This window comes from Cellulosimicrobium sp. Marseille-Q4280 (assembly GCF_943181405.1).
Taxonomy (GTDB): Bacteria; Actinomycetota; Actinomycetes; order Actinomycetales; family Cellulomonadaceae; genus Cellulosimicrobium.
Genome location: NZ_CALPBY010000007.1, coordinates 326,555 through 349,944, shown reverse-complemented (window position 1 = coordinate 349,944; position 23,390 = coordinate 326,555). Strand labels below are relative to the sequence as shown.

The following is a 23,390-nucleotide window of genomic DNA, read 5'->3' as shown; positions in this document are numbered from 1 at the left end:
ACGCGACCTCACGGGCGCGGGTCGCCGCCGGGTGCCGGGTGCCGGTGGGTGCACCGGCGGCTGCCCGACGGCGACGCGCGGCTCAGGCCGTCGTGTCGCCCTTCGCGGCGCCACCCGTGCCGGTGCTCTCGCCGGACGCCGCACCGGCCGTCGTCGCGGAGCCCCCGTCGCCCCGCTCCCGCTCGGCAGCGGCCCGGCGACCCTCGTCGCGCGCCTTCGAGAGCATGTCCTCGAGGCGCTTGCGGCGGCGACGGCGCTCGTCGCGGATGCCGAGGAAGAGGACCAGCAGGATCGCGAGGAGCAGGAGCTGCGGGAGCGGGATGGCCCACGTGGTCACCGTCGTGGTGACCGGCTCGAGCTGGGCGGCGTCGATCTCGTCCTCCGCGACCGGGACGGGCGTGACGGTGACCGTGGTGGTCACCGGGCCGAGCGGCCAGACCTGGTCGATCTCGACCGTGCGGGTCAGCGAGCCGCCCGGCAGGATCTCGGCCATCGGCTCCGCCGCGGCGTCCCGCGTCGCGAGACCGAAGAGCGCGGACGTCTCGACGGTGCTGTCGGCACCGAGGCGGATGTTGCCGTCGTTCGCGACGTCGTAGGTGACGCGCACCTCGCCCGGCGCGAACGGGTTCCACGACGGCGTGTAGGAGGCGCTGACGTCGGGAACCGTCAGCGTGGGCTGCACCTCGCCCGTCACGCGCGTCATGACGCGGAAGCCGACGCGGCTCGTGACCCCGACGCTGTTACCGCCCGCGTCGGTCCCGGTGCTGCTCACCGAGGCCGCGATGCCCGCAGGGTGGTCGCCGGGGGTCGCGTTGCCGGGGACGGCGACGGTGTACGGCACGACGACGGTCTCACCCGGGCCGACCTCGACGTCCTCCTGGATCGTGATCCAGGTGCCTGCGTCGACGGACTCCCGGTCGGCAGGGAGCATGTTGAAACGGCCCCTGTCCGTCAGGTACCCGTCGGCCGCGATCAGGGCGAACGTCGCCGGGACGTCGCCGAAGTTCGTCACGGCGAGGTGCTCGTCGACCGTCTCGCCGGGGTCCACCGTCTGCTCGACCCAGCGCCGTCCGTCGAGCCCGTCCGCATCAGCGGGGGCCACGCTCCAGGTGATGGTGTCGTCGACGTCGCGCGGCATCGTCGTGCCCGCGTCCGCCGACGGGTTCGCGAGCGCCGGCGCGGCGGGGAGGAGAGTCACGACGAGCGCGGCAAGGGCCGCTGCGGCACGACGGCGGATGGTCGCGCCGCGCGCGACGACGCGGTCTCGTTCGGGAGCGGGTCGTGCGGGGACGGTTCGTGCAGTGCTCACGGGGAAGTGCCTTCTCGGTGCTGGGGTCATGCGAACGGCGGGCCGGATGCTCCGTTCGGCACGTGGCCGACAGGAGACCCGACCCGCCGTCGCTCAGGCGGTGCGTGCCCGGTCAGGGACCGGGCGGTCGGTGGTCAGCCGACGCTCACTCGAAGAGGGAGAGCGTGACGGTCGACGTGTAGTCGCCGCCCTCGACGTCCTCGACGGTGCGCAGCGTGAGGTCCGCGTTCGCGCTCCACGAGCCCTCGGGGTTGACCTCGGCGGAGTCGAAGGTCGAGACGAGGAGCTCCTGGTTCTCGAGCCCGACGTTGTTGAAGTCGTCGTCGTCGCCCTCGAGCGCCGGGTCGACCGGCTCGCCGGCCTCGACCAGACCGGTCTCGCCGCCGTCCTCCAGCACCGGCGTCCAGCCGAGGTTCTCGGCGCCGATGGCCTCCTGGCCCTCGGTGCCCGTGAAGTCGGATGCCTGGCCCAGGACGGCCCAGGCGGCACCCTCGGGGACCTCCTCGGCCGTGCGGGTGTCGGTCACCGTGACGGTGGGGAGGGTGCCCGTGAACTCGCGGGTCCCCTCGACCGTCGAGTCGACCTCGCTCAGCGACGTCGAGTCGGCGGCCACGCTGAACGCGAGGTTGCCCGGCTCGACGGTCGACTCGATCGAGACGGAGACCTCGACGTCGGTGGTGTCGCCCGGGTCGGCCGTGGCGGCGGACGACAGAGCGACCGTGCCGATGAGCATCGCACCGAGGGCACCCCCGGCGACGAGCTGCTTCCTTGCTCGTGCATTCATGTTGTTGATCTCCATCGTTGGAGTGGTGTTGTCGGACCGGATCACCATAACGGTGAACCACGCGGATGCACAGAGAAGAACGTGGGTGGTCGACCAAGGTTAAGGAAGTGAACGGACGGGTGGGCGATCGCTCGCGCACCCTTGCGCACTGTCCTCTCCCTGATCGTTCGTCGTCGAACGGGTCGACGGCTACCACGCCCTTGCGCGTGACTCCGCACGCACGATGATGCCATCTGACCAGAGCTGAGTCACCCAGGTGACCATCGCGGGTCGCGCGACGGCGACGAGCGAGACCTCCGCGGTCCGCCCGTCCGGGGTCGATGCGCCCACCACGCGCACGCCGTGGAGACCCGCGACGGCGTCGGGGTGACGGCCCAGGTACTCCTGGACATCCGTCCTGATCTGGGCGTCCGAGAGCGTGAGGACGGCACCCTGTTCCGGCCGGTCCGCGTCGCCGCGGTAGAACGTCTCGTGCGTCATCGAGTCCGCCGCGGTCAGAGCGAGCGCGTCGGCGAGGTCGAACAGGCGCTTGCGCTCGAGGTGCACCTGCGTCGCGCTCACGACGACCGTCACGAGCAGCAGCGCGAACGCGACGAACGCCGACGTGAGGAGCATGATCTGGCCGCTCTCCCGGCCGTCGCGTGCGTCGCCCGTCGGCGCGCCGCCGTCGGGATCCGCCGGGGGGTCTGCCCGCGTCGGCGCAGCGGCCCGTCGCCACCCGCGCTCGGCGTGGCCCGTCACGGTCGCCTCGCTGCGTACTCGTCCACCGCGGCCACGTAGCGCGCCTCGACCGGTACGGCGAGCGGCACGGCGTCCCGGACGAACGCCGGGACGAGCGGCAGCGGGACCTCGACCCGGACGTGGGCCGCGACCTCGCTCCCGGGCAGGAGACACGGCTGCGCGGAGCACGTCACCGAGAGCGCCGCCGCAGGGTCGACCTCCGTGAAGCCCTGGTCGCCGAGGGCGATCCCGACGGCCGCGACGGCCCTCGACGCGCCGTCCGCGCTCGACGGCGCGGTGACGAACGCGCGCGCCGCCTCCCGGGCCGAACCCTCCACGGCGAACGTCGCCGCCTGCACCCGGCCCAGCGTGAGCACGAGATACAGGACGGGCACGAGCAGCACGAGCGCGACACCGAGGAACTCCACGACGGCGTTGCCGCGCTCCGCGAGATCGTCGGCAGCGCGGCGCCGGCCGTCCGCACGGCCGACCATGGCGCCCGCCGCGCGACGGACCGCGCGCACCGCTCCACGGACCCGTGCGCCGGTCGTCGACAGCGGCGAGCGCATCGACCGTGCCGACCGCCTCACGAGCCCTCCTCGAGCGCGTGCCCCTCGACCGTGATCGCTCCCGACGGACCGAGCAGCCCGACCACCGGCAGCGGTGCCGAGGCGGTCACCTCGACGACCGGCAACCCGTCGAGCGTGGTCGCCCGCGCCGTCACGTCCTGCGCGTAGCGCTCCGACAACGACGCCGCGACGAGCTCCCTCGTCCGGGCCACACCGTCGGCGACGCCGCGGTCGGCGCGTCCAGCGACTCTCGCCCCCTCGGCGGCGCAGTCGACCAGCGTCGAGCGCACGTGCACCGCGAGCGACACCTGGACCACGCCCAGGAAGAGGACGAGCACGAGGATCGAGACGAGGGTGAAGTCCACGACGGCCGACCCACGGTCGCCGGGCGGTGCGGGCGCGAACGGCTCCACGGTCAGGGGCCGCTGACGCTGCTGATCGCCTCGCTGAACGCCGCCGTCAGCGCCGGTCCGGCGACCGCCCAGAGCGCGATGACGAGGCCCGCCGTCATGAGCGTGATGAGCACCCATCCCGGGACGTCGCCGCGCTCGACGTCGCTCCCCGCCACGCGGCGCAACCCTCGCCGCGCCAACGTGGACGTAGCACCTGCGATCCTGCCGACCAGCCCCTGCATCTCGTGTCCCTTCGTCGCGGCGGCCGTCTCTCAGCCGTCCGTTGGTCCCACCGACGTCGTCCGTGCGACGCCCTCCGCCTGGCGTCCGGTTCGCCCGGTCCGCCGTCCCGTGCTCGTCAGAAGCCGATCCGCAACGTCGCGATGGACGGGAAGACGGCGAACACGACCGTCACCGGCAGGATCAGGAACACGACCGGGACCATCATGAGCACCTCCTTGCGCCCCCCGGACTCCATGAGCGCCCGGCGACCGGTCTCCCTGACGTCCTGCGCCTGGGCGCGCAGGACCTCCGCGAGCGGCGTCCCGCGCTCCACGGCCACCGCGACTCCTTCGGCGAAGCGCGTGAGGCTGGCGAGCGACGTCCTGTCGGCCAGCTCCTCGAGCGCGCGGGTGAGCGGGGTCCCGGCGCGAACCGACGCGAGGGTCGTCGCCAGCTCGCCAGAGCTCCCCGCGCCGTCGTCGCGACCCGCTCGAGCGCAGCCACCGGGCGCTCACCCGCGCTCACCGCGAGGGCGAGCAGCTCGGCCACCGTGGGGAACTCCGCGAGCATGCGCTCCTCGCGACGGCGGACCGCTCGAGCGAGGTGCTGGTCGCACGCCAGCAGCCCACCGATACCGCACAGCAGGGCGACGAGGAGGAGCGCGACGACGGAGGAGCCGCGCGTCGCCGCCAGGAGCACCGCGAGCAGCGTGCCGGCCGCCAGCCCGAGGACGCCCCAGACGAGCTGGCGCGCACGGAACTGGTCGACGCTCTCGGAGCGCCCGGCCCGGTCGAGCCGGCGCCGTGTCTCCGCTCTCGTGGACCCGAACCTGTCGAGCGCCCGTCCGGCGTCCGCGAGCCAGGGTGCGACGAGTCGCTCGAGCGTCGGGAACGGCGTGTGCACCGGCTGGTCCCGCAGCAGGGCCGACGTCGCGTCGTGCGTGCGCAGGTACGGTGCGAGACGCTCGTCGAGCCGGATCGCGCGACCACGCAGGCCGGAGACGACGAGCAGGATCCCGAGACCGCCGAGCGCTCCGACGGCGGCACCGACCCAGGAGATCCCGACCCCGGTCATCGCAGGACCCTCTCTTCCTCCGGCAGCCGACCGATCCGCAGCATGAGCTGGTAGGCGACGACGGTGCACGCCGCGCCACCGGCGAGGACGAGCGCGCCGGTCACGGAGTTGTACGCCGCGGCGGTCTCGGGGCGGGTCGCGAGGAAGGCGAGGACCACCCACGGTCCCGTCACGGCGAGGCGCGCGCCGTTGATCGTCCACGACTGGCGCGCCTCGAGCTCGCCGCGCGTCCGCGCGTCCTCCCGGAGGAACGCCGACAGCGTGCGCAGCAGCCGCCCGAGATCCGTCCCGCCGACGTCGCGCGTCAGGCGCAGCGCCTCGACGATGCGGTCGGCCACGGGGTCCGCCAGGCGGCCCTTGAGCGCGTCCAGGCAGTCGCCGAACCGCCCGCTCGCGCGGTAGTCCTGCGCGAAGCGGAGGAACGGTGCCCGGAGCTCGACCGGTCCGCGGTCGCCGAGCTGCCCGACGGCCTCCGGCAGCGACAGTCCCGCCCGGACGCCCGAGGCGAGATGGTCCACAACCTCGGGCCACACGTCACGCAGCCGCGCGCGGCGCCGGCGGGCGCGGGACCGGACGAGCATGGCAGGCGCCGACGCGGCGATGAGGGCGAAGCACGCCGCGATGGTCAGCGACCGCGTCAGGACGCCGGCCACGAGCACGACGACCAGCCCGATCCCGACGCTGCTCGCGACGAGCGCACCCGGCGTGACCGACGGCGCACCGGCCTGCACGAGGAGGTCCTGTGCCCGGGCGTACCAGCCGTCGTCGCGGCGCGGACGTCGGGCGACGGTTCCCAGAACGACCACCACACGCTGAAGAGCCCGGCACCGAGCAGCAGACCCACGACGACCCCACGTCAGCGACCCCCCCGACCACGCGACGTCGGGCAGGGTGCCCGGCTCCTCGGGCCGGGCATGGCGCAACACCGCTCCGAGGTCGATCCCCGCCCGGGCGAACCTGTCCGCGACGGGCGGGTACCCGTCCGCCCGCACGAGCCGGTCGCCGGAGCGCACGAAGAGCTCGGACGTCTCGACGACGCCCTCCTCGACCCGGCCCGGGACACCGAGGATCTCGCGGACCCGCCGGCGCCCGTCCACGTCGACACCGAGGTGGACGACCACGTCGATCGCTGACGCGACCGTCGGCACGACGAACCTGTCGGACACGTTCTCCCCCGCGAGCAGCGGCAGCGTGCACATCTTCGCGAGCGCCTCGCGCGCCGAGTTCGCGTGGATCGTGCACGCGCCCGGAACTCCAGCGTTGAGGGCGATCAGCAGGTCGAAGCTCTCCGCCTCCCGGACCTCGCCGATGACGATGCGGTCGAGCTGCATGCGCAGCGCCTCCTTCACGAGGCGACGAAGCGGGATCTTGCCCGTCGCCTCGAGGCTCGGCTGGCAGCACTGCATCGACACCAGGTCGCGTACGGCGAACCGCAGCAAGCGCCACGCTGGTAGACACACAAGAGGCCCGCCCGGTGCTGGAACACCGAACGGGCCAGGCCGTCACCTAGTTGGAGGTCCCGCGACCACCCGGCCGCAGGAGCCTGAGAAGACCGCCAACGACGGCGGCACGAACGAGAGGAACAGCATCATGAGCACCATCAGCAACGCCACCATGCGCAAGTCCGTCCGTGACACGGCCAAGGTCGCTCGCAGGCGGCTGGCGGCTGCCGGCTTGAGCACCCGCGACGCGACCCGAGGCACGGACCGTTCGTCGCTGGCCCTATGGGCGCGCCTGCACCGCATCGGCTCGCTCAGGGCGTCCGACGTGTACCTGGTCGCGCACGCGGTCGGCGACAGTGCAGGAACCTACTGCCGCTGATCGGTCGTCCCGGCTCGCTCACGGCCCCTTTAGCGGGTCCGTGAACAGGGCAGGACGCCCGACGCGGCCGACCTACACACTACGGCGCTCCTGCCCCTCAGCCGCTAACCGATGGGGTCCGGCAGACAGTTCGTCCCGTGAACGACACGGGCACCCGACGCTGAGCAGTGCACGGTTCGCGACGGTTCAAGCGAAGCTCGCGCCCAATACCGGCGGCTGGCTCCTAGTTCGCTCCCCCCACCACGTCCCCCCTCGCGGTCACCTCCGAGCCACACTCAGTCCTTGTGGGTCCGGATGCGGGCGTCCCGTGCAGTTGCATCACTTGATAACACGAGTCACACCATCAGGGGCGTTTGTCCCGCGACGAAGAACGCCGAGCACAAGCTTATCCAGTTCAAGCCGAATAGCTAGAGATGAAAAGATCTCTCGCACATATGGCCAAACAATGAAAAGAACATTGGTCTCTGCAAACGCGAAAACCGCCTCCCGGTCTTCAGCAACGCTTGCATCTTTGAGTTCAAAGGCCACAAGGAATGTGCACGCCAACTCGGCGACTACATCCTCGTCCTCATCGACTAGAGATACCCCGAATCCCAGGCGGTACTGAAGTTCACCACCCTCTACACGGTACTCGGGATCGACCGCCTCATAGCGGATATCGCCATAAGGGAAGGGGGCGTTGAACGGGAGCTCAGCTGAAATCGCGACGGGCCGAATGTTGCGGAGAATACTCTCCTCGACAAGCCGCGACATGCCATCCAAGACGCTTTCGTCAGTTCGCTCGCTCATTGCGCTTTCATCCGCTGGTGCATGTAGACCACGGACACGTCAACCTTCAACCCCCTGGTGCCGGGCACAGACCCTGACCTTCTCGCGATCAAGGGCGAGACGGTCGCCCAGCCCTCGGGAGAGCCGTTGCGCAGTACCGTAGACTTTTGCTTGAAGGTCGTGGCCTCTGCTTGCGAAGTCCAGGCGCTTTGCGCGCTCCGGAACTGATGATCGAGCACAGTCGGCGCATGCTTGAAATGACCATCCATTGCGGCCATTTCTACGACGCTTGGCGACCGCTCATCGAACACAAAGCCGCGCTTCGCCTCAAGCCACGCCTGAACCTCGCACCAGTACCAAATATCAGTACCGCCACGGGCCCCGCCTCCGACCGTTCCAACAGGCATAGGAAAGCCTCCTGGTCCACGCATTCCTCGCGCCCAGGTGCGGACCGTTTCGCGCGACACCCCGATGCGTTCGGCGACGTCCGCCGCGGACACGATATCGCGCTCGGCCCCAACGATGTTCGAGCCGGGAAGCGCATAGAGAACCCGGCGCGCAGCCTCTGAGGCGGCACATACGACGTCCACGCCCTCTGCAACGCTGGAAGAAAACGTGACACGGCCATTGATCGACGACCAAACGAGATCATCGAGCTGATCCTGCATGACCATCAGCGTTGGGACGTCAGAGAGTTTGATGCCGTCGACTACCACGCTGAACTTTGTACGCACTGGCACTCCTTGGGGGTGGCGTCCGAGGATCGTACAGCCTAGTGTTGCCATCTGCCAACCCTACTGGTAGGGGCGGCGTTCCGCGCTACAGGTCGGCTCTCTGGAGGGCCTCAATTTGGGCTCGGAGCTCTCCGAGCGCCTTCCCGACCGCGCGCTTGCGCGGGCTCTCCTTGGTGACACGACGTAACGAGCGAGTGGCATCACGGTGATGCTCTGCGGCACCTTCAACGACGGCGACGGTAGGCATGGCAGCCAGATCGGGGTCGACCGTCTTCAGGAGCTCAGAGGCGGCCCGTTCCTCTTCCAGAGCCTCGTCGAAGTTCCGCTGCGCATGCTCAACGACCTCCATGGCCTGCTCGAGAAGCTCCTGCGCGTGGTTGCTTGCGTCTTGCGCGGCGAGACAAACCTCGGCCGCGCTCGCGAGCCGCTGCCCCTTCTTGAGAGAGTCTTCCGCTCTGCCGAGGTGGGCTGCGGCTCCGAAGGGCTTCGCCTCCGGTGCGCGATGAGGGCAGCGCCGCACCATCTTCTGCAGGGTCTGGGCGGCATCCTCGCCGGCTCGACCTGTACTGAAGATTGGGAACTCACATCGGTCCTCAAGGTCGACCCGACAGGCGACCAAACCGAACGAATGCGACGAAAAGTCGAGAAAGTGCCAGCCGGCACTACGCGCCTCGGCCAGAGCGTCCTGGAACCACTGCTTGCTGTGCTCCGGCCACCTATCGGCGGGCCCACGCCACGTACCCACCGAACCCCCTCGTTAACGGTCGACCAGATGCCAAGGACAGGGTAGCCGACGGGCTCATAGTGGGGTTGAGCCGCCCACTTCTGCTACCCCGTAGAGCTCCGGCATGTCCGACACCGTCGCCGTCCATCCGAGGGGTAGACGATGGTGTTCTCGGGCGTGTACTCGTGCCCGTGCGGACAGTGCGTCTTCGCGAGTTGGTGTGCGCCCGAGACGACGCCGTCGACTCGCCCGGTTCGATACCACCGGTTGTAGTGCATGCGGCACCAACCGCGTCCGACGGCCGTCCGGTCGCAGTCGTCGGTCGCGCACTCTCCCCGGCCGCGCTCACGCGCCGGCCGTGTTGCCTCGAAGCGGGCTCGAACTCGGGAAGCGACGTCGTCGTCGATCACCCAGGGGCCCGACTCGACGCGGACGACGTTGTCGCGCAGCCAGCGGCGCACGGCCGACGCCGTTACCCCGAGATCCCCCGCGAGTGCCTTAGGCGTAGTCCAGTCGGCCACCAAACGATCCTATAGACCTCGCTGGCCGCGTATCGCGCCCGGCCTCGGCGACCTGCCGGGGGTTTTTCGATTCACGGAGAGAGACAGGCGCTCTGCACCGGCGGTCGCCGTGGGGGTGGGGTGGGGGGCACCCGGGGTGCGCGCTCGCGACGGGCTCGGAATGCAAGAGACTGCGACGATCCGTCCCGCGCCAGTTCAGTCGTCGACGTCGTCGAGAGTCAGATCAGGTACGCCTGCGATGCGCTCCCGTCGCTCGATCAGGTAGAGCACAAGCGGCACGCCGGCCGCGATGATTGCGCCCACGCCGCCGACCCACTCGCCAGCAGTCCCCCACTGAATTACCGCGCTAGCTATACCCGGCCAGGAGGTTGGTTACAGCCGGCTGGTCGGTGGCAGGCCGCCGAGTGCGTGGTGGCGGCGTCGGGTGTTGTAGTACTCGATCCAGGGTGCCAGTGCGGCGGCGCGCTCGGCATTGCTGATGAAGATCTGGCGGTAGGCCCATTCGGTTGTGAGGGTTCGGTTGAGGGGTTCTACCTTCCCGTTCTGCCAGGGGCAGTGGGGCTTGATGAACTTCTGCCGGATGCCGTGAGCAGCGCACAGGTCCCGCAGTGACCAGCGGTAGGCCCAGGCGTTGTCGGTCATGAGGCGCTCGATCGTGGTGATGCCGTGCGTGGCGAAGTAGGCGATCGCGCGGGTCGGGAAGGCGGCGCAGGTGGTGCCCTTCTCGTCGGGCAGGATCTCGGAGTACGCCAGGCGGGAGTGGTCGTCGACGAGCGAGTGGACGTAGTCGTAGCCGGTGCCGTGCTTGCGGTCGCGGTTGTCGCCGGGGCCGCGGCCGTGGGCGCGCCAGCCGCCGCCGTCGGGGATGCGCCCGAGCTTCTTGACGTCCATGTGGACCAGTTCGCCGGGCCGGTCGCGTTCGTAGCGGACCGCGGTCGTCTTGGAGGCCCTCAGACGTTCACCGGTCATCGGGTCCAGCACGGCCAGGTGCGGCATGTGGTGGCGGGCCAGGATCCGCGAGACGGTCCAGGCCGGCATGGCGAGCTCAGCGGCGATCTGGTCGCGCCCGCGCCGCTCGGCCCGTCGCAGGGCGACGACCCTGGCCTCGACCTGCGGCGGCGTCCTGGTCGGGCAACGGTGCGGCCGTGAGGAGCGGTCGTGCAGGCCCGCTCGCCCTCAGTAGCGGATCGGGCCAGCCAGTACCGCACGGTCTTGCGCGAGACGCCCATCGCCGCAGCGATATGCGCCTGCTTCCAGCCCTGACCGCGACGCTCGACGATCAGCATCTTGCCCCGGACCGTCAACCGGGCATTTGCGTGGGACACGAGGACCTCCGGGTTGTGAAGACTTCGACATCTCCACTAAGCCCGGAGGTCCTCCCGTCGACAACCGGAACTGCCACCAACCTTGTGGCCGGGTACAGCTAGCGCGTTGCTCGCGGGGGATGGCCTACTAGGTCGCCGGTGCCACCACACACCCCCCGCTACCCCAGCAGGTCAGGCAGCGACTGCGACGACCACGAACCCGTGAGACCGGATCGACCAGGCTTCGCACTGAACCCAGGACGACCGGGTGACGCCGACACACCCGGGCGCCCCGGCTGTCCGGCCCGACCAGGCTTGGCCGGCCCACCCGTCGCACCTGCAGCGAACGCGAGCGCGCGACCCGAGTGGTCATACACCACGCCGCGGTCGAACCACGCACGGTGCGACCCACGCCGGGAGTACACGGAGTCGCCCCTCGCCCAGCCAAGGGTCTGGCCATGCAGGTCCAGCACCCGATCCGAGTAGATCCACGCTACAACGACGCCAGTTCGGTCGTACAGAGGCTCCATGTCGCGGATCGTCGCACGAACCACCGACACTTCTTGGCGTCCGCCACTGCCACCACCCCCTCCCCGGTCGGCGCCCAGTACCGCAGGGGTCTGCAAACTTTCATCTGCCAGGGTCTGGGCCTTCTGGTGCTGGTCATTACTCGTCGAGGAATGACCCCGGATTATTGGAGTTCACGCGCGCCGTGAGCCCGTAGGGCGCGACGATCCCCAGGCGACGACGTAATGCCGGGATGGCGCGTGGTTCGAAGCCCCCCGGCGGCAACGGGTTCTCGACGAGCATCCGGTCCAAACGAAAGACCTGCACTCGTCGCAGTCCCCTGAGTGCTGGCAGCGAGGGAAACCGGTCGCGGGTGATTACGATCCGCGGGGTGCTGTTCTCATCGAGGTTGTGGACGTCGAGAACGACCGTCTCACCGGGCTCGATCGCTGGTAGGTAGTCGTTCCACGAATCCCCGCCGAAGGCGTGAGCCTTCGGCATCCGGACACCGACGACACAGCTGGACCCGACGATGCGGACGCCGTACGCGGTGCCGTTCCCGTAGTTGTGGATCGTGGTGGGCTTGCCGTAGATATCCAACATCTTGGTCTCTGACGTGGGCAGCAGGAGTCCCCGGCGTACCACAACGAGGTGCGGGCGGGGTTTGTCGAGGTAGCGGATCGTCAGAGTGACGAGCGCGGAGACGATCGCGCTGATCGGGATGATGGTCCACCAGGACACGGGCTCCATGGCGGAACAATATCGGCGCTCGTTGGGAGGCTGGATGCTAAGGGCTCCGAAGCGGTGCGGTCGGACGGGCTGTGAGGCTCGGGTGACTGGGCGGACGTACTGCCCTGAGCACTCGCAGCGGCCCTTGTCGCGGAGGTCGCGCGCAGCTCGTGACCCCCGTGAGCGTGAACGTCGGAAGCGTGCCATCGCGGCGTGGGTCGCTGAGAACGGTTGGGTGTGCCCCGGCTGGGAGCGTCCGGCGCATCCCTCTCATGACATTACTGCTGCGCATTCGACTGCGGTCGCGCTCGGCGGCACGGGCTCGTCTCGTGCTTGCCTCGGTCGACGAGCTGCTTGACGAGATCTCTTAGTGCACCGGCGTCGATGAGTGCTTCGACGTCCTTGGCCCACGCCTCTGCCTCATCAGCACCGTGCTCGAGCTTGGTCAGCCACGCATCGAGTGAAAACGCCATCAGTGCGACCTTCCCATCGTGGAGCTAGAGCCGGCCGCCGAGCGCTGCCGTCGAGGCAGGGGCGGCGTCGCGTGTCTCGGGTGGGGCGCGGCGCCGCCTCGTCGTGGGCGCGGGGCGCTAGGTTCCCGGCATGGAACCCGGGGAATGGCTACCGCTCGCAATCACCGGTGCTGTCGGACTCGCGGGCATCGCCGCCACGCTGTGGGGCAACCTCTCGAATCTCGCCGCCCAGAAGCGGCGCGACATCGATGCCGCAACCGAGCGCCGCGAGACCGCCGAGCGCGAGGCCGAGGCGGCACGACGGGTGCATCTACTTGAGGAACGGCGAGATGCCTACCTTCAACTCACGGTCGCCGCGTCCGAATGGATCGACGTCATGAACCACAGGGCGGGCCTAAGCCTCGGCGCTGCGGTGCTAACCGCGCCAGAAGGGCTGGCGGCTGACTCGGCTGGTGAGGGGTTCCGCACGCGGGTCGCGCGATGCGTGGCTACGACGCGACTCGTCGGACCTGTGGAAGTGAACGATGCTGCGCAAGACATGCTCCATGTTCTCAACGGTGTTGATGCGAACGCTCGACGATATAGGGCCGTCGTCAGCGACGACGTCGAGAGGGTTCAGATTCGTTTTGACAGGCTCGTCGTGACGATGAAGACCGATCTAATGGATGCGCTCTGAGGTTGTGGGCGAGAAGGCGCGACGGCGCTCACCAAGAGACTTTCTTGACACGGGAGCGGTGGCGGAAACATCCCGCGACGCACTTATGTGTGTCAGTACAAACTGTCGAACTCCCTCGATGCCGCCCAATGTGCCCCCCAACTCGCGCCACCTAGGCCGAGGTGTCCCGACCTCGCTCGAGGTGCACGGGCAGGGTCTTCCTGGCGTACGTCAGGACGGCGGCTCGCCGTCGTCCGGCTCGGCGACGAGTTCGCTCGACGCGGCGCGCCGAGAGGAGGGAGAGACCCACACTTCGGGATAGTTCTGAACCGATCGCTGCACGGCTGAACTCTGGGGAGACACGTGGACGAAGTGCTAGACGTCGTGGCTCCTGTCGTCGCGGCCGTCGCCTCGATCGTGGCCCTGCTCGTCGCCGTCGACCAACTTACCCAGCGGTCACGCATGCGCCGAGTGGCCGAATGGACGAAGCAACTTGCAGACGGCGAGGCCAACGACCATCGCACGGAGGCGCTCCAGCAACTCCGCGCCATGGCTACCGCTCACATGGTCGCGAGCGTGATGGTCCCGCCACGCTATTACGTGGAAACCATCCTCATGGTCGTTGCCGTTCCGTTCGTCGTGATCCGGACCTACGACTCGACGGACGTCGTTGGGGTCTTCCTCTCGGGAGTCGCCGCCTCATGGCTCACGCTGCGTCGCGGCATTCGCGTGCACCTGGAGCGGTACCGCATCGCCGCCGAGTACTGGCGCGGCGAGGAGGTCTCGCCCCCGAAACTGACCATGCTTTACCAGGTGGAGGGCGGGACGCGCTCCGAGTTCGTATGGGCCATCCTGCTCGCCGTAGGTCTGTGCACCGCATCCCTCGGCACTGCCGAAGTTATCGAGTCCCGCTCCAGCCTCGTCGGACTCTTGACCGCCGTGCTCGGTGTCGGTCTCGTGTCGATCGGTGCTGGTGCCGTCCGCCGGAAGACCCCGCCGCTGCTGCATTCGTAGACGCCTCGACGTACCCCTTGCACCGACTGTGACCGGTGTCATATGTCAAGTCTGCGGCTCTGACAGGTCGCGCCGCCTGCCGGAGGAGCGCAGCATCTGCTCGACGAGGTCGCGCGCCTGCTGGCCCGTGAGGATCGTCGTCGTGAGCTCCGACTCGCCACCGCGCGCGACGAACACCTGGTGCGGGGCGTTGATCCAGATCTCCTCGACCGCCGGGTCGTCGAGGTACTGCTCGAGCGGTCCGAGCCCGGCGACGGCGTCGACGACCGCACGGCTCGCGCCGGTCGGGTCGACGAGCGGGACGACGGCGCCGATGGTGCTGCGTGTCTCGTAGTCGGCGATCGCGTCGCGGACGAGCCGGTCGACCGCGGCCCGGTCCCGCGCCGGGTCGACACCGCGGCGTCGGACGAGCTCGCGCACCTCGCTCTCGAGCACGGCGATGCCGTGCGCGTCGACAGCCATCCGAGCGTCCCCCGCTCCCCCTGCCCGGCAACCGTTGCCGCGCACCGATCGAACTGCGCCAGAGAGTAGGGCATCTCGGACGCCCGCGGCAGGCCCCCTGTGGACAAGGCCGTCCGAGCCGCGGAATCCCGCGGATCCTCGCGAGGTCACGCCACCGCGCGTCCCACATCCTGGTCGCGAGGACGCCCAGTAGGGTCGGCGCATGACTCACTCGACCGGCTCCCTCCCGCCCGGCCGCTGGCAGGACGCCGCGCGCGCGACGGGGCTCCTGCGCGCCGACGGCACGGTCGCGTCGACGATCTTCGCCGAGATGACCGAGCTCGCGCGGCGCACGGGCGCGATCAACCTGGGGCAGGGCTTCCCCGACGTCGACGGCCCCTCGACGGTCAAGCACGCGGCTCAGCGTGCGATCGAGGAGGGGCACAACCAGTACCCGCCGGGACCCGGGATCCTCGAGCTGCGCAACGCGATCGCGGCTCACCAGTACCGCCACTACGGGCTCGACCCGGACCCGGACACCGAGGTCCTCGTGACCACGGGCGCGACCGAGGCGATCGCCGCGACGGTCCTCGCGCTCGCGGGCCCGGGCGACGACGTCGTGACGCTCGAGCCGTTCTACGACTCCCACGCCGCGTGCATCGCGCTCGCGGGAGCACGGCACGTCACGGTGCCGCTGCTGCCGGGCACCGACCGGTTCCGCCTCGACACGGAGGCCCTGCGCGCTGCCGTCACCGACCGCACGCGCCTGATCCTCGTCAACACCCCGCACAACCCGACGGGCACGGTGCTGGACCTCGACGAGCTCGACGCGATCGCCGCCGTCGCGCGCCGTCACGACGCCGTCGTCGTCACGGACGAGGTCTACGAGCACCTGACGTTCGACGACACGGAGCACGTGCCGATCGCGACGCTCCCCGGCATGCGGGACCGCACGATCACCATCTCGTCCGCGGGTAAGACGTTCTCGTTCACCGGCTGGAAGATCGGCTGGCTGCACGGCCCGGCACCGCTCGTCACGGCGGTCCGCACGGTCAAGCAGTTCCTCACCTACACGTCCGGCGCGCCCTTCCAGCCCGCGATCGCCGACGCGCTGTCCGACGACGAGACGCCCCGCGCCCTCGCCGACTCCCTCTCCGCGCGCCGCGACCTGCTGTGCTCGGGGCTCGTCTCCGCGGGGTTCGAGGTCGTCGTGCCGCAGGGGACGTACTTCGTCGTGGCCGACGGCGCCCCCCTGGGCTTCGACGACGGCATCGCCCTGTGCCGGGAGCTGCCGGCGCTCGCGGGCGTCGTCGCCGTCCCGGTGAGCGCGTTCTGCACCCCCGGTTCGACGACGGCGCGCGCCCTCGCCTCGCGCGTCCGGTTCACGTTCGTCAAGCGCGAGGACGTGCTGCGCGAGGCGGTGGACCGGCTGCGGCGGGCGAGACGCCCCTGACGCCTCTGACACCCTTGCACCCCGACGACGGTGTCGGCGGCGGCCGTGCCGGAGCGGGGTCGTCAGGAGGGCGGGCACACGCCGGGGAGCAGCGTCTCCTCGGGGGCGGGCTCCGTGGGGGCCGCGCCCGGGTCGGTCGCGCCGCCGTCGGCCGGGGGCTGACCGGCGTCCGCCGGAGGCTGACCCGCGTCCGCGGGGGGTGCCGGGTCGGTGCCGGGTTCCTGGGTCCCGTCACCGGTCGTCGCGTCGTCGCGCGGGTCGACGGGCGCCTCGTGGCCAGGCGGCGGCTCGTCGGCGACGATGCGCTGCCAGATCTCGTCGGCGGCGGAGGTCCACTCGACGCGGTTGGCGTCGCTGCTGGCCGTGACCACCGGCAGCTCGGTGAACACGACCTCGGACGGGTCGATGTTCCGCAGGCTGAACGCGAGGCCGGCGAGCGCCGTCGGGTCCGCGATGGTCTGGTCGGCGCTGATCGAGCTGAGCACGGCCTGGATCATGCCGTAGAGCTGCGGCGAGTTGGTGATGAGGTCCTTCGACAGGATCTCGCGCACGGCGGAGTCGATGAACGCCTGCTGGCGCTGGATCCGGGCGAGGTCGCTGCCCATCTCGAGACCCATGCCCTGGCCCTTGCGCGCACGGAGGAACTCGATCGACGTCCTGCCGTCGAGGTCGCGCTGACCGGCGGGGATGTTGAGGGCGGGCGAGTGGACACCGCCCACGACGTCCTCGGGGAAGCACATCGTCACGCCGCCGATGGCGTCGACGACGCCGATGACGCCCGACATCTTCACGACGACGTGGTTCGTGACGGGGATGCCGGTGAGCTCCTGCACGGCCGTGATGGTGCACGCCGCGGCGTGGTCGAGGTCGTCGACCCCGCCGGACCCGATCTCGAAAGCGGAGTTGAACATGCCGTACTGCGGCGAGGACATCGACCCGTCGGGCAGGGTGCAGGAGGGGATCTCGACGAGTGAGTCGCGCGGGATCGAGACGACCTCCATGCGCGTGCGGTCGCCGGACACGTGCGCGATGAAGGTCGTGTCGGAACGCATGCCCTCCTCCTCGCCGGCGAGGGCGGCGTTCTCCTCGTCGCGGTAGTCGGTGCCCATGACCAGGATGTTGAGGGCGCGCCCGGCGAAGGGGTCGTCGGGGTCCTTCGGCGGCTCGACGGCCGGTCCGCCGACCACGAGGTCGGAGACGTCGCTCACCGTGATCTTCGACTTGAGGTCGAGATAGACGGCCCCGGCACCGACGGCGGCGAAGCTCAGGGCGCCGGTGAGGACGAGGCCGACGGTCCGCGCGACGCGGTGGGAGGCGAGCCTGCGGGCGTGGTGCGGGCCGCCCGACGCGCGGGGCGCGGACGGCTCGGAAGACTTGGGCACCCCCTGAGGGTAGAGCCAGCACGGGGAGGCATGCGCGCGACGTCTCGCCGAACCGGTGAAGGTGACGCGAAGACGACGCCGCGGGACGCCGTCGGGCGGGTGCCCGACGACGCCCCGCGGAGGCCCTGACCTGTCAGCGTGCCGCGGCCACGCCGAGGTCGGGCTGGTCGGTGAAGAACCCGTCCATGCCCGCGTCGAGGAACCGCTGGATCTCCCCCGCCAGGTCTCCGTGCGCGGCAGGGTCGGTGCCCGAGCGGAACTCGGCGGGGAGGAACTGGTTCTCGGCGCGGAACGTCCAGCCGTGGACCTCGAGCCCGGCGCGGTGCGCGTCGCGGATCACGCTCGTGGGCTCGCCCAGGGTGCCGTCGGCGCGGCGCGGGATCATGACGTTCTTCTCGAGGCCCACGCCGTCGGCGTAGCGCGCGATCTCCCGCAGCCCGGAGCGGGTGACGAGGTCGGCGTACGTGCGGGGGTCGCCGGCCGCGACGAGGTCGTACGGTGCGCCGGAGCTGCTCACGAGCTGGGCGATGTCGACCTTCGTCATGCGGTCGAGCTCGCGCAGGTTGCCGGTCTCGAAGGACTGGAGGATCACCGGGGCCCTCGACGAGTCGAGACCCGCCTCGCGCAGCGCCGCGACGAGCGGCTCCTCGAGCGAGAGCCCGATCGAGTCGAAGTACGTCGGGTGCTTGGTCTCCGGGTAGACCCCGACCTGCTCGCCGTCGCACGTCTCGGAGTGGCGCGCGAGGTCGAGGACCTCGGCGAGCGTCGGCACGGGGTAGAGGCCGTCGAACGCGGTGTTGCCGGGGCGGACCGCGGGGATGCGCTCCTTCGCGCGCAGCGTGCGGAGCTCGGCGAGCGTGAAGTCCTCCGTGAACCACCCGGTGAGGCTCGCGCCGTCGATCACCTTGGTCGTGCGGCGATCGGCGAACTCGGCACGGGTGCCGACGTCCGTCGTGCCGCCGATCTCGTTCTCGTGACGGGCGACGAGCACGCCGTCCTTCGTGGAGACGACGTCCGGCTCGATGTAGTCGGCGCACTGCTGGATGGCGAGCTCGTAGGCGGCGAGCGTGTGCTCCGGGCGGTAGCCGCTCGCGCCGCGGTGCGCGACGACCGTGACGTCGTCGGTCGCGACCTTCTCGCGGCGCAGCTCGACGACCGCCAGCTCCGTGTCGTCGGGAGTGCCCGGGACGCGTGCGTCGTTGCCCGGGTAGTTGTTGTCGTTGCCGATGAGCAGGCGCCCGTCGCGGAGCTGGACGACGGTCTCGAACGACTGCACGGGCAGGGAGAACGGGTCGCCCGTGCCGTAGCCGTCGCCGGCACCGATGCCGTGCGGGTTGGCGATCTTCAGCGCGTCGAGCACGAGCTCCTTCTCGAGGTTCCCGGACCGGTCGCGCTCGCTCAGGTCGACGCGGTACACGCGCTTGATGACGGACTGCTCGCCCTCGAAGTCGTCGCGCTCGACGAGGAGCAGCTCGTCCTTGCCGACCAGGAACGCGTCGCCCACGACGTTCGCGTCGGTGTCGACGCGGTAGGTCCAGGTCCGGTCGGTGTAGCGGCCGGCGCGCGTGTCGAACTGGCGCACGACGCGGTCGCGCGGGTCGTCGCCGACGAGCGCGCCCTCGAGCACCGGGTAGAGGTAGCGGCCGTCGCGCGAGCCGGCGAGCGCCTCGAAGCCCCGGCTCGACCCGACGCGCGGCGTCTCGCCCGGAGCGAGGTACGGGTTGGCGGGCGACTTGCCGTCGGGGGACGGGACGGGCGCGGACAGGACCTTGCCGGTCGCGTCGACGTGCACGAGGAACGGCCCGAACTCCTCGCCGATCCAGAAGCTGCCGTCCTTCGCGCGCACGACGGACTCGATGTCGAGGTCGGCCCCGGTGAGGAGCCGCTCGTCGGTGTCCTCGTGGACGATCGGGAAGTCGAACCGGTGGTCGGGGTCGCGCAGGGAGATGTGCTCGCCGACCTCGATCTCTCCGGGCCCGCCCCGAGCCGTCTCCCAGTGCGGCGTCACCTTGTACAGGCGCAGGAGGAAGTCCGCCGAGTTGCCCTTGGCGCCGAACCCGTTGTCCGGCTGCGCCCAGAACGTGCCGTCGCCGTTGTCGATCATCGCCGAGAAGCCGGGGACGACCTGCCCGGCGAACGGCCCCTGCCGCCCGTTGGCGGGCGTCACGAGGGCGCCCGACGGCGGCCCCTCCTCGAGGTGGTCCGCCGACAGGGTGGCGCGGGCGACCAGGGTGGGGACGGTCGTCCAGGTGCGGCCGGAGCCGTGCCCGCCGTTGTGCCCGCCGACCTGCTCGGCGGAGCCGTGGCCCTGCGCTGCGTCGGAGGGGGCGCCGGGAACCGGCGCGGCGCTGGCGGTCACGGGGAGGAGGAGCGTCGCGGCGACCGCGGCGGCGACGACCTTGAGCACGGCTGTGGGTCTCATGAGAACAGCAGAACGCCGCCGGGCGTCGCCCGCATGTCCGGTGGGCGTCGCGCCGACGACGACTCGGTGGCCGCCGGGTGACGACGTCAGACCGGCGTGTGCCAGCCGCCCTTGCGGAAGGCGGGCGTGGCGAGCCCGAGGACGAGCAGGGAGGCGACGACCGCGCCCAGCATGACGGTCGACATGGCGACGGCGTCGCCCCCGAGGACGCCGACGAGCGGGCTCACGAGGCCCGCCACGCCCGACTGGAACGCGCCGATGACCGCGGCCGCGGTCCCGGCGATCTCGCCGTGGCGCGAGAGTGCGAGCGCGGACGCGTTCGCCGGGATGAGCCCCTGGAGGGAGAGCACGAGAAAGAGCGCCACGAGGATCCCGCCGAGACCGCCCGCACCGGAGACGGCGACGACGACGAGCCCGACCGCGAAGACTCCCTGCACGACGAGCGCCGTCCGCAGGAGGCGGATCGGCGCGACGCGACGGACGAGAGACGCGTTGAGCTGCGCGGACAGCACGAGGCCGATGCCGTTGACCGCGAAGAGGGCGGCGAACTGCCCGTGGCTGAGCCCGTAGCCCTCCTGGAGCACGAAGGGCGACCCGACGACGTAGCTCATGAGCACCGCCTGCCCGAGGCCGGGCAGGACCGCGAGCGCGACGAAATGCCGGTCGCGCAGCAGGCTCCGGTAGCCGCGCAGCACGGTCCGGGCTCCCGCGGGGCGGCGGCGCTCGAGCGGCAGGGACTCCGGCATCCAGAGCGCGACGATCGCGGCGAGCACGATCCCGCCCAGCGCGGGCACCCAGAACACGGCCCGCCACGACGCGTGCGCCCCGATGAAGGAGCCGATCGACGGCGCGAGGAGCGGCGCGAGACCGATGACGAGCATCAGCCGCGAGAGCACGCGCGCGGCGTCGGACCCGGTGAACCGGTCGCGGATGGCGGCGATCGCGACGACCGACGCGGAGGCGTTGAAGAAGCCCTGGAGGACGCGCAGCGCGATGAGCATGCCGATGTTGGGCGCGAGCGCGCACAGCAGCGACGTGACGACGTGGAGGGTCAGGCCGATCATCACGGGCAGGCGGCGGCCGTAGCGGTCCGAGAGCGGTCCGATGACGAGCTGCCCCACCGCGCCGCCGACGAGCATGCCCGAGAGCGTGAGCTGCGCGAGCGAGTCCGGGGCCCCGAGCTCGGCGCCGACCTCGGGCAGGAGCGGCAGGTACATGTCGACGGTCAGCGCGGGGAGCGTCGCGAGCGCACCGAGCAGCAGGACCCAGCGTGCGGAGGACCTCGGTCGGGGCATGACGGACTCGGCCGAGGAGGAGGGCATGGGGGGTATCGTATCGATTCGATCACGACATGATCGCCCCGGGCGACGTGATTCGCCTCTCCCTGCCGAGCGGCCGAGCGGCCGCGGCCGTGCCGGGTGTGTGCCGGGTGTGGGCGCCGTGCGGCACCCTGGAAGCATGTGCGGACGCTACGCCTCCTTCCGGGACGCCCAGGACCTCGCCGACGAGTTCGCCGTCGCCGACCTGGCCGACGACGCCCGGCTCCTGCCCCCGTCGTGGAACCTCGCCCCGACGGATCCCGTGCGGATCGTCGTCGAGCGCGCCGCCAAGGACACGGGCGAGGTGCGGCGCTCGCTGCGCGTCGCCCGCTGGGGGCTCGTGCCGTCGTGGTCGAAGAGCCCCGCGGGCGGCGCGCGCATGATCAACGCGCGGGCCGAGACGATCCTCGACAAGCCCGCGTTCGCGAAGCCCTTCGGCGTCCGCCGCTGCCTCGTCCCCGCCGACGGCTACTACGAGTGGCGTCCCCTGCCCGACGGCGCGTCCCCGGCGGGCGACGAGGCCCGCCCACGGCGCGGGAAGACCCCCAAGCAGCCGTACTACATCGAGCCCGGCGAGGGGCGCGGCGCGGCGTTCGCCGGCCTGTACGAGTTCTGGCGCGACCGGACCAAGGCGGACGACGACCCCGACCGCTGGCTCGTGTCGACGACCATCGTGACGACCGACGCCGCGCCGTACCTCGCCGAGATCCACGACCGGATGCCGCTCGTCCTGCCCCCGGACGCCTGGGACGCGTGGCTCGACCCGGCGGTCGACGCGAAGGGCGCCGCCGACCTGCTCGGCCTCGGCGGTCCGCACGACGACGTCCCGATGGTGGCGCGCGAGGTGCCGACCCTGGTCAACACCGTCGCGAACGACGGCCCCGGGCTGCTCGCCCCGGTCTGAGCTCTCAGCCCCGGTAGGCCCACTGGAGCCGGACGGGCTCGATCGTGCCGAGTCCCTGGACCTCGCGCTCGGGCTGCGCGGTGAGCGCGAACCGCTGGTCGCGCGCGAGCATGCCCGCGGTGTCGCGGTCGACGAGCACCGTCGTCGGGTCGGCGATGTCCACGAGGCGGGCCGCGAGGTTCACGCTCGGCCCGAACACGTCGCCGAAGCGCGACAGCACGCGCCCCCACACGAGGCTCACACGGACCGGCGGCACGTCGACGTCCTCCTCGCGCCCTCCCGCCGCCGCCAGGCCGAGCGCGACCCGCGCACCCGTGGCGACGTCGTCCGCGACGTAGAGGACCGCGTCGCCGATCGTCTTGACGACCCGGCCGCCGGCGGCCGTGATGACGTCGCGCGCGCTGGTCTCGAAGAGCTGGACGAACTCGGCGAGCTCGCTCGACCCGAGGCCGCGCGTGCGCTGCGTGAACGACACGATGTCCGCGAACCCGACGGCGCGCGGCAGCGGGAGCGCGTGCTCGTCGACGGCCGTGTCGCGTGCCTGCGAGAACTCGACCGCGAACCGCCCCGCGACCGCGGCGAGCTGGCGCCGCCACGCGTGCAGGAGCTGCTCCTCCAGGACCGGGGCGAGGTCGGGCAGGCGGTCGAGGACGAGCAGCCGCGCGCTCGTGTCGTCGAGGTCGAACCGGCGTGTCAGGTGCTCGACGAGGGCCTCGACCTGCCACAGCACGAGGCGTTCGGTCGTGTGCCCGGTGGAGCGGATGAGGGTCGTCAGCGCGCGGTCGTCGAGCTGCTCGGACCCGGAGAACGCGAAGACGTCCGCGAGCGCCTGCGCGTCCAGCTCGGTGAAGGCGCGTTCCTCGCCCTCCGTGATCGGCAGTCCGAGGGCTTGCCAGTAGGCACGCACCCGGGTCTCGTCGACGCCGGCACGCTGTGCGAGACGCTCGAGCGTGAGGGTGCGGGGACCGCCGAGCAGCGCCTCGTCGAGGACGGCCTCCGTCGCCGCGCCCCCGCCGTCGGCGACGTCGGCGTCGGCAGGGGCGGTGGCATCGTCGGCGGTCGTCTCGTCGTTCCGGGCTGCGGCGTCGTTCTCCTCGGGCACCCCGCGATCCTACGACCGGGCAGTCCCGGCGGTGATCGGACCCTGCG

The 23,390-nt window shown here is 71.0% G+C and carries 23 protein-coding genes and 3 pseudogenes; 5 read left to right on the top strand and 21 right to left on the bottom strand.

The window, feature by feature from the left end; all coding sequences use genetic code 11:
* Positions 1 to 82: 82 nt before the first annotated feature.
* The 9 genes and pseudogenes from NFS20_RS18785 to NFS20_RS22180 all read right to left on the bottom strand — a co-directional run.
* Positions 83 to 1,309 carry a COG1361 family protein gene (locus NFS20_RS18785; protein WP_251153313.1) on the bottom strand — a complete coding sequence of 409 codons (1,227 nt, stop codon included), beginning with the start codon at positions 1,307 to 1,309 and terminating at the stop codon, positions 83 to 85.
* Between the two features lie 145 nt (positions 1,310 to 1,454).
* Entirely contained in the window at positions 1,455 to 2,108 is a 654-nt protein-coding gene (locus tag NFS20_RS18780; protein ID WP_251153312.1) for a hypothetical protein, read from the bottom strand.
* A 174-nt stretch (positions 2,109 to 2,282) separates the two neighbouring features.
* Positions 2,283 to 2,834 carry a pilus assembly protein TadG-related protein gene (locus tag NFS20_RS18775; protein WP_251153311.1) on the bottom strand — a complete coding sequence of 184 codons (552 nt, stop codon included), beginning with the start codon at positions 2,832 to 2,834 and terminating at the stop codon, positions 2,283 to 2,285.
* The gene (locus tag NFS20_RS18770; protein ID WP_353050486.1) at positions 2,831 to 3,403 is read right to left on the bottom strand and encodes a pilus assembly protein; all 573 of its coding nucleotides are present in this window, start codon (positions 3,401 to 3,403) and stop codon (positions 2,831 to 2,833) included. Before NFS20_RS18770 ends, NFS20_RS18775 begins: the two co-directional genes overlap by 4 nt.
* Positions 3,400 to 3,747 carry a TadE/TadG family type IV pilus assembly protein gene (locus NFS20_RS18765; protein WP_251153310.1) on the bottom strand — a complete coding sequence of 116 codons (348 nt, stop codon included), beginning with the start codon at positions 3,745 to 3,747 and terminating at the stop codon, positions 3,400 to 3,402. The genes NFS20_RS18770 and NFS20_RS18765 overlap by 4 nt, the downstream gene beginning before the upstream one ends.
* A 50-nt stretch (positions 3,748 to 3,797) precedes the next feature.
* Positions 3,798 to 4,016, bottom strand: coding sequence for a hypothetical protein (locus tag NFS20_RS18760; RefSeq protein WP_251153309.1), 219 nt, complete (start codon positions 4,014 to 4,016; stop codon positions 3,798 to 3,800).
* A gap of 116 nt (positions 4,017 to 4,132) precedes the next feature.
* Positions 4,133 to 4,450 (bottom strand): type II secretion system F family protein, encoded by a 318-nt coding sequence (locus NFS20_RS22330; RefSeq protein WP_353050487.1) that lies wholly within the window; start codon positions 4,448 to 4,450, stop codon positions 4,133 to 4,135.
* A 616-nt stretch (positions 4,451 to 5,066) separates the two neighbouring features.
* Positions 5,067 to 5,914, bottom strand: a pseudogene (locus tag NFS20_RS18750) (type II secretion system F family protein).
* A gap of 280 nt (positions 5,915 to 6,194) precedes the next feature.
* A pseudogene (locus NFS20_RS22180) lies at positions 6,195 to 6,476 on the bottom strand (ATPase, T2SS/T4P/T4SS family); the annotation flags it as partial.
* Between the two features lie 184 nt (positions 6,477 to 6,660).
* On the opposite strand from NFS20_RS22180, the gene NFS20_RS18740 reads away from it, so the two are divergent.
* Complete coding sequence (locus NFS20_RS18740) at positions 6,661 to 6,891, top strand: hypothetical protein (protein ID WP_251153308.1); 231 nt, start codon at positions 6,661 to 6,663, stop codon at positions 6,889 to 6,891.
* Between the two features lie 318 nt (positions 6,892 to 7,209).
* On the opposite strand, the gene NFS20_RS18735 is transcribed toward NFS20_RS18740, so the two are convergent.
* From NFS20_RS18735 to NFS20_RS18710, 7 genes and pseudogenes are all read right to left on the bottom strand, one after another.
* Positions 7,210 to 7,680, bottom strand: a complete 471-nt coding sequence (locus tag NFS20_RS18735; protein ID WP_251153307.1) for a hypothetical protein — start codon at positions 7,678 to 7,680, stop codon at positions 7,210 to 7,212.
* The gene (locus tag NFS20_RS18730; RefSeq protein WP_251153306.1) at positions 7,677 to 8,393 is read right to left on the bottom strand and encodes a hypothetical protein; all 717 of its coding nucleotides are present in this window, start codon (positions 8,391 to 8,393) and stop codon (positions 7,677 to 7,679) included. The genes NFS20_RS18735 and NFS20_RS18730 overlap by 4 nt, the downstream gene beginning before the upstream one ends.
* A gap of 85 nt (positions 8,394 to 8,478) precedes the next feature.
* Positions 8,479 to 9,138 (bottom strand): hypothetical protein, encoded by a 660-nt coding sequence (locus NFS20_RS18725; protein ID WP_251153305.1) that lies wholly within the window; start codon positions 9,136 to 9,138, stop codon positions 8,479 to 8,481.
* A gap of 872 nt (positions 9,139 to 10,010) precedes the next feature.
* A pseudogene (locus NFS20_RS18720) lies at positions 10,011 to 10,963 on the bottom strand (IS481 family transposase).
* Between the two features lie 158 nt (positions 10,964 to 11,121).
* On the bottom strand, positions 11,122 to 11,472 hold the full coding sequence (locus tag NFS20_RS22390) for a 4-fold beta flower protein (protein ID WP_502800841.1): 351 nt from the start codon (positions 11,470 to 11,472) through the stop codon (positions 11,122 to 11,124).
* 136 nt (positions 11,473 to 11,608) lie between these two features.
* Positions 11,609 to 12,199, bottom strand: coding sequence for a hypothetical protein (locus NFS20_RS18715; protein WP_251153304.1), 591 nt, complete (start codon positions 12,197 to 12,199; stop codon positions 11,609 to 11,611).
* 257 nt (positions 12,200 to 12,456) lie between these two features.
* The gene (locus tag NFS20_RS18710; protein WP_251153303.1) at positions 12,457 to 12,651 is read right to left on the bottom strand and encodes a hypothetical protein; all 195 of its coding nucleotides are present in this window, start codon (positions 12,649 to 12,651) and stop codon (positions 12,457 to 12,459) included.
* 130 nt (positions 12,652 to 12,781) lie between these two features.
* Between NFS20_RS18710 and NFS20_RS18705 the strand changes: the two genes are divergently transcribed.
* Complete coding sequence (locus NFS20_RS18705) at positions 12,782 to 13,327, top strand: hypothetical protein (protein WP_251153302.1); 546 nt, start codon at positions 12,782 to 12,784, stop codon at positions 13,325 to 13,327.
* A gap of 363 nt (positions 13,328 to 13,690) precedes the next feature.
* A complete protein-coding gene (locus NFS20_RS18700; RefSeq protein ID WP_251153301.1) occupies positions 13,691 to 14,320 on the top strand; it encodes a hypothetical protein in 630 nt (209 codons plus the stop codon).
* Positions 14,321 to 14,365: 45 nt separating this feature from the next.
* Here NFS20_RS18700 and NFS20_RS18695 read toward each other — a convergent pair whose 3' ends face one another.
* Positions 14,366 to 14,782 carry a hypothetical protein gene (locus tag NFS20_RS18695; RefSeq protein WP_353050485.1) on the bottom strand — a complete coding sequence of 139 codons (417 nt, stop codon included), beginning with the start codon at positions 14,780 to 14,782 and terminating at the stop codon, positions 14,366 to 14,368.
* 202 nt (positions 14,783 to 14,984) lie between these two features.
* On the opposite strand from NFS20_RS18695, the gene NFS20_RS18690 reads away from it, so the two are divergent.
* Positions 14,985 to 16,214, top strand: a complete 1,230-nt coding sequence (locus NFS20_RS18690; protein WP_251153300.1) for a pyridoxal phosphate-dependent aminotransferase — start codon at positions 14,985 to 14,987, stop codon at positions 16,212 to 16,214.
* A gap of 62 nt (positions 16,215 to 16,276) precedes the next feature.
* On the opposite strand, the gene NFS20_RS18685 is transcribed toward NFS20_RS18690, so the two are convergent.
* From NFS20_RS18685 to NFS20_RS18675, 3 genes are all read right to left on the bottom strand, one after another.
* Positions 16,277 to 17,596: an LCP family protein gene (locus tag NFS20_RS18685; RefSeq protein ID WP_251153299.1), complete on the bottom strand. Its 1,320-nt coding sequence runs from the start codon at positions 17,594 to 17,596 to the stop codon at positions 16,277 to 16,279.
* A 133-nt stretch (positions 17,597 to 17,729) separates the two neighbouring features.
* Positions 17,730 to 20,018, bottom strand: a complete 2,289-nt coding sequence (locus NFS20_RS18680; protein WP_251153298.1) for an esterase-like activity of phytase family protein — start codon at positions 20,016 to 20,018, stop codon at positions 17,730 to 17,732.
* 86 nt (positions 20,019 to 20,104) lie between these two features.
* Entirely contained in the window at positions 20,105 to 21,340 is a 1,236-nt protein-coding gene (locus NFS20_RS18675; RefSeq protein WP_251153297.1) for a multidrug effflux MFS transporter, read from the bottom strand.
* 136 nt (positions 21,341 to 21,476) lie between these two features.
* Between NFS20_RS18675 and NFS20_RS18670 the strand changes: the two genes are divergently transcribed.
* Positions 21,477 to 22,241 carry an SOS response-associated peptidase gene (locus tag NFS20_RS18670; protein WP_251153296.1) on the top strand — a complete coding sequence of 255 codons (765 nt, stop codon included), beginning with the start codon at positions 21,477 to 21,479 and terminating at the stop codon, positions 22,239 to 22,241.
* Between the two features lie 4 nt (positions 22,242 to 22,245).
* Here the strand turns inward: NFS20_RS18670 and NFS20_RS18665 are convergent, their stop codons facing one another.
* Positions 22,246 to 23,343 (bottom strand): adenylate/guanylate cyclase domain-containing protein, encoded by a 1,098-nt coding sequence (locus NFS20_RS18665; protein ID WP_251153295.1) that lies wholly within the window; start codon positions 23,341 to 23,343, stop codon positions 22,246 to 22,248.
* Positions 23,344 to 23,390 lie beyond the last annotated feature (47 nt).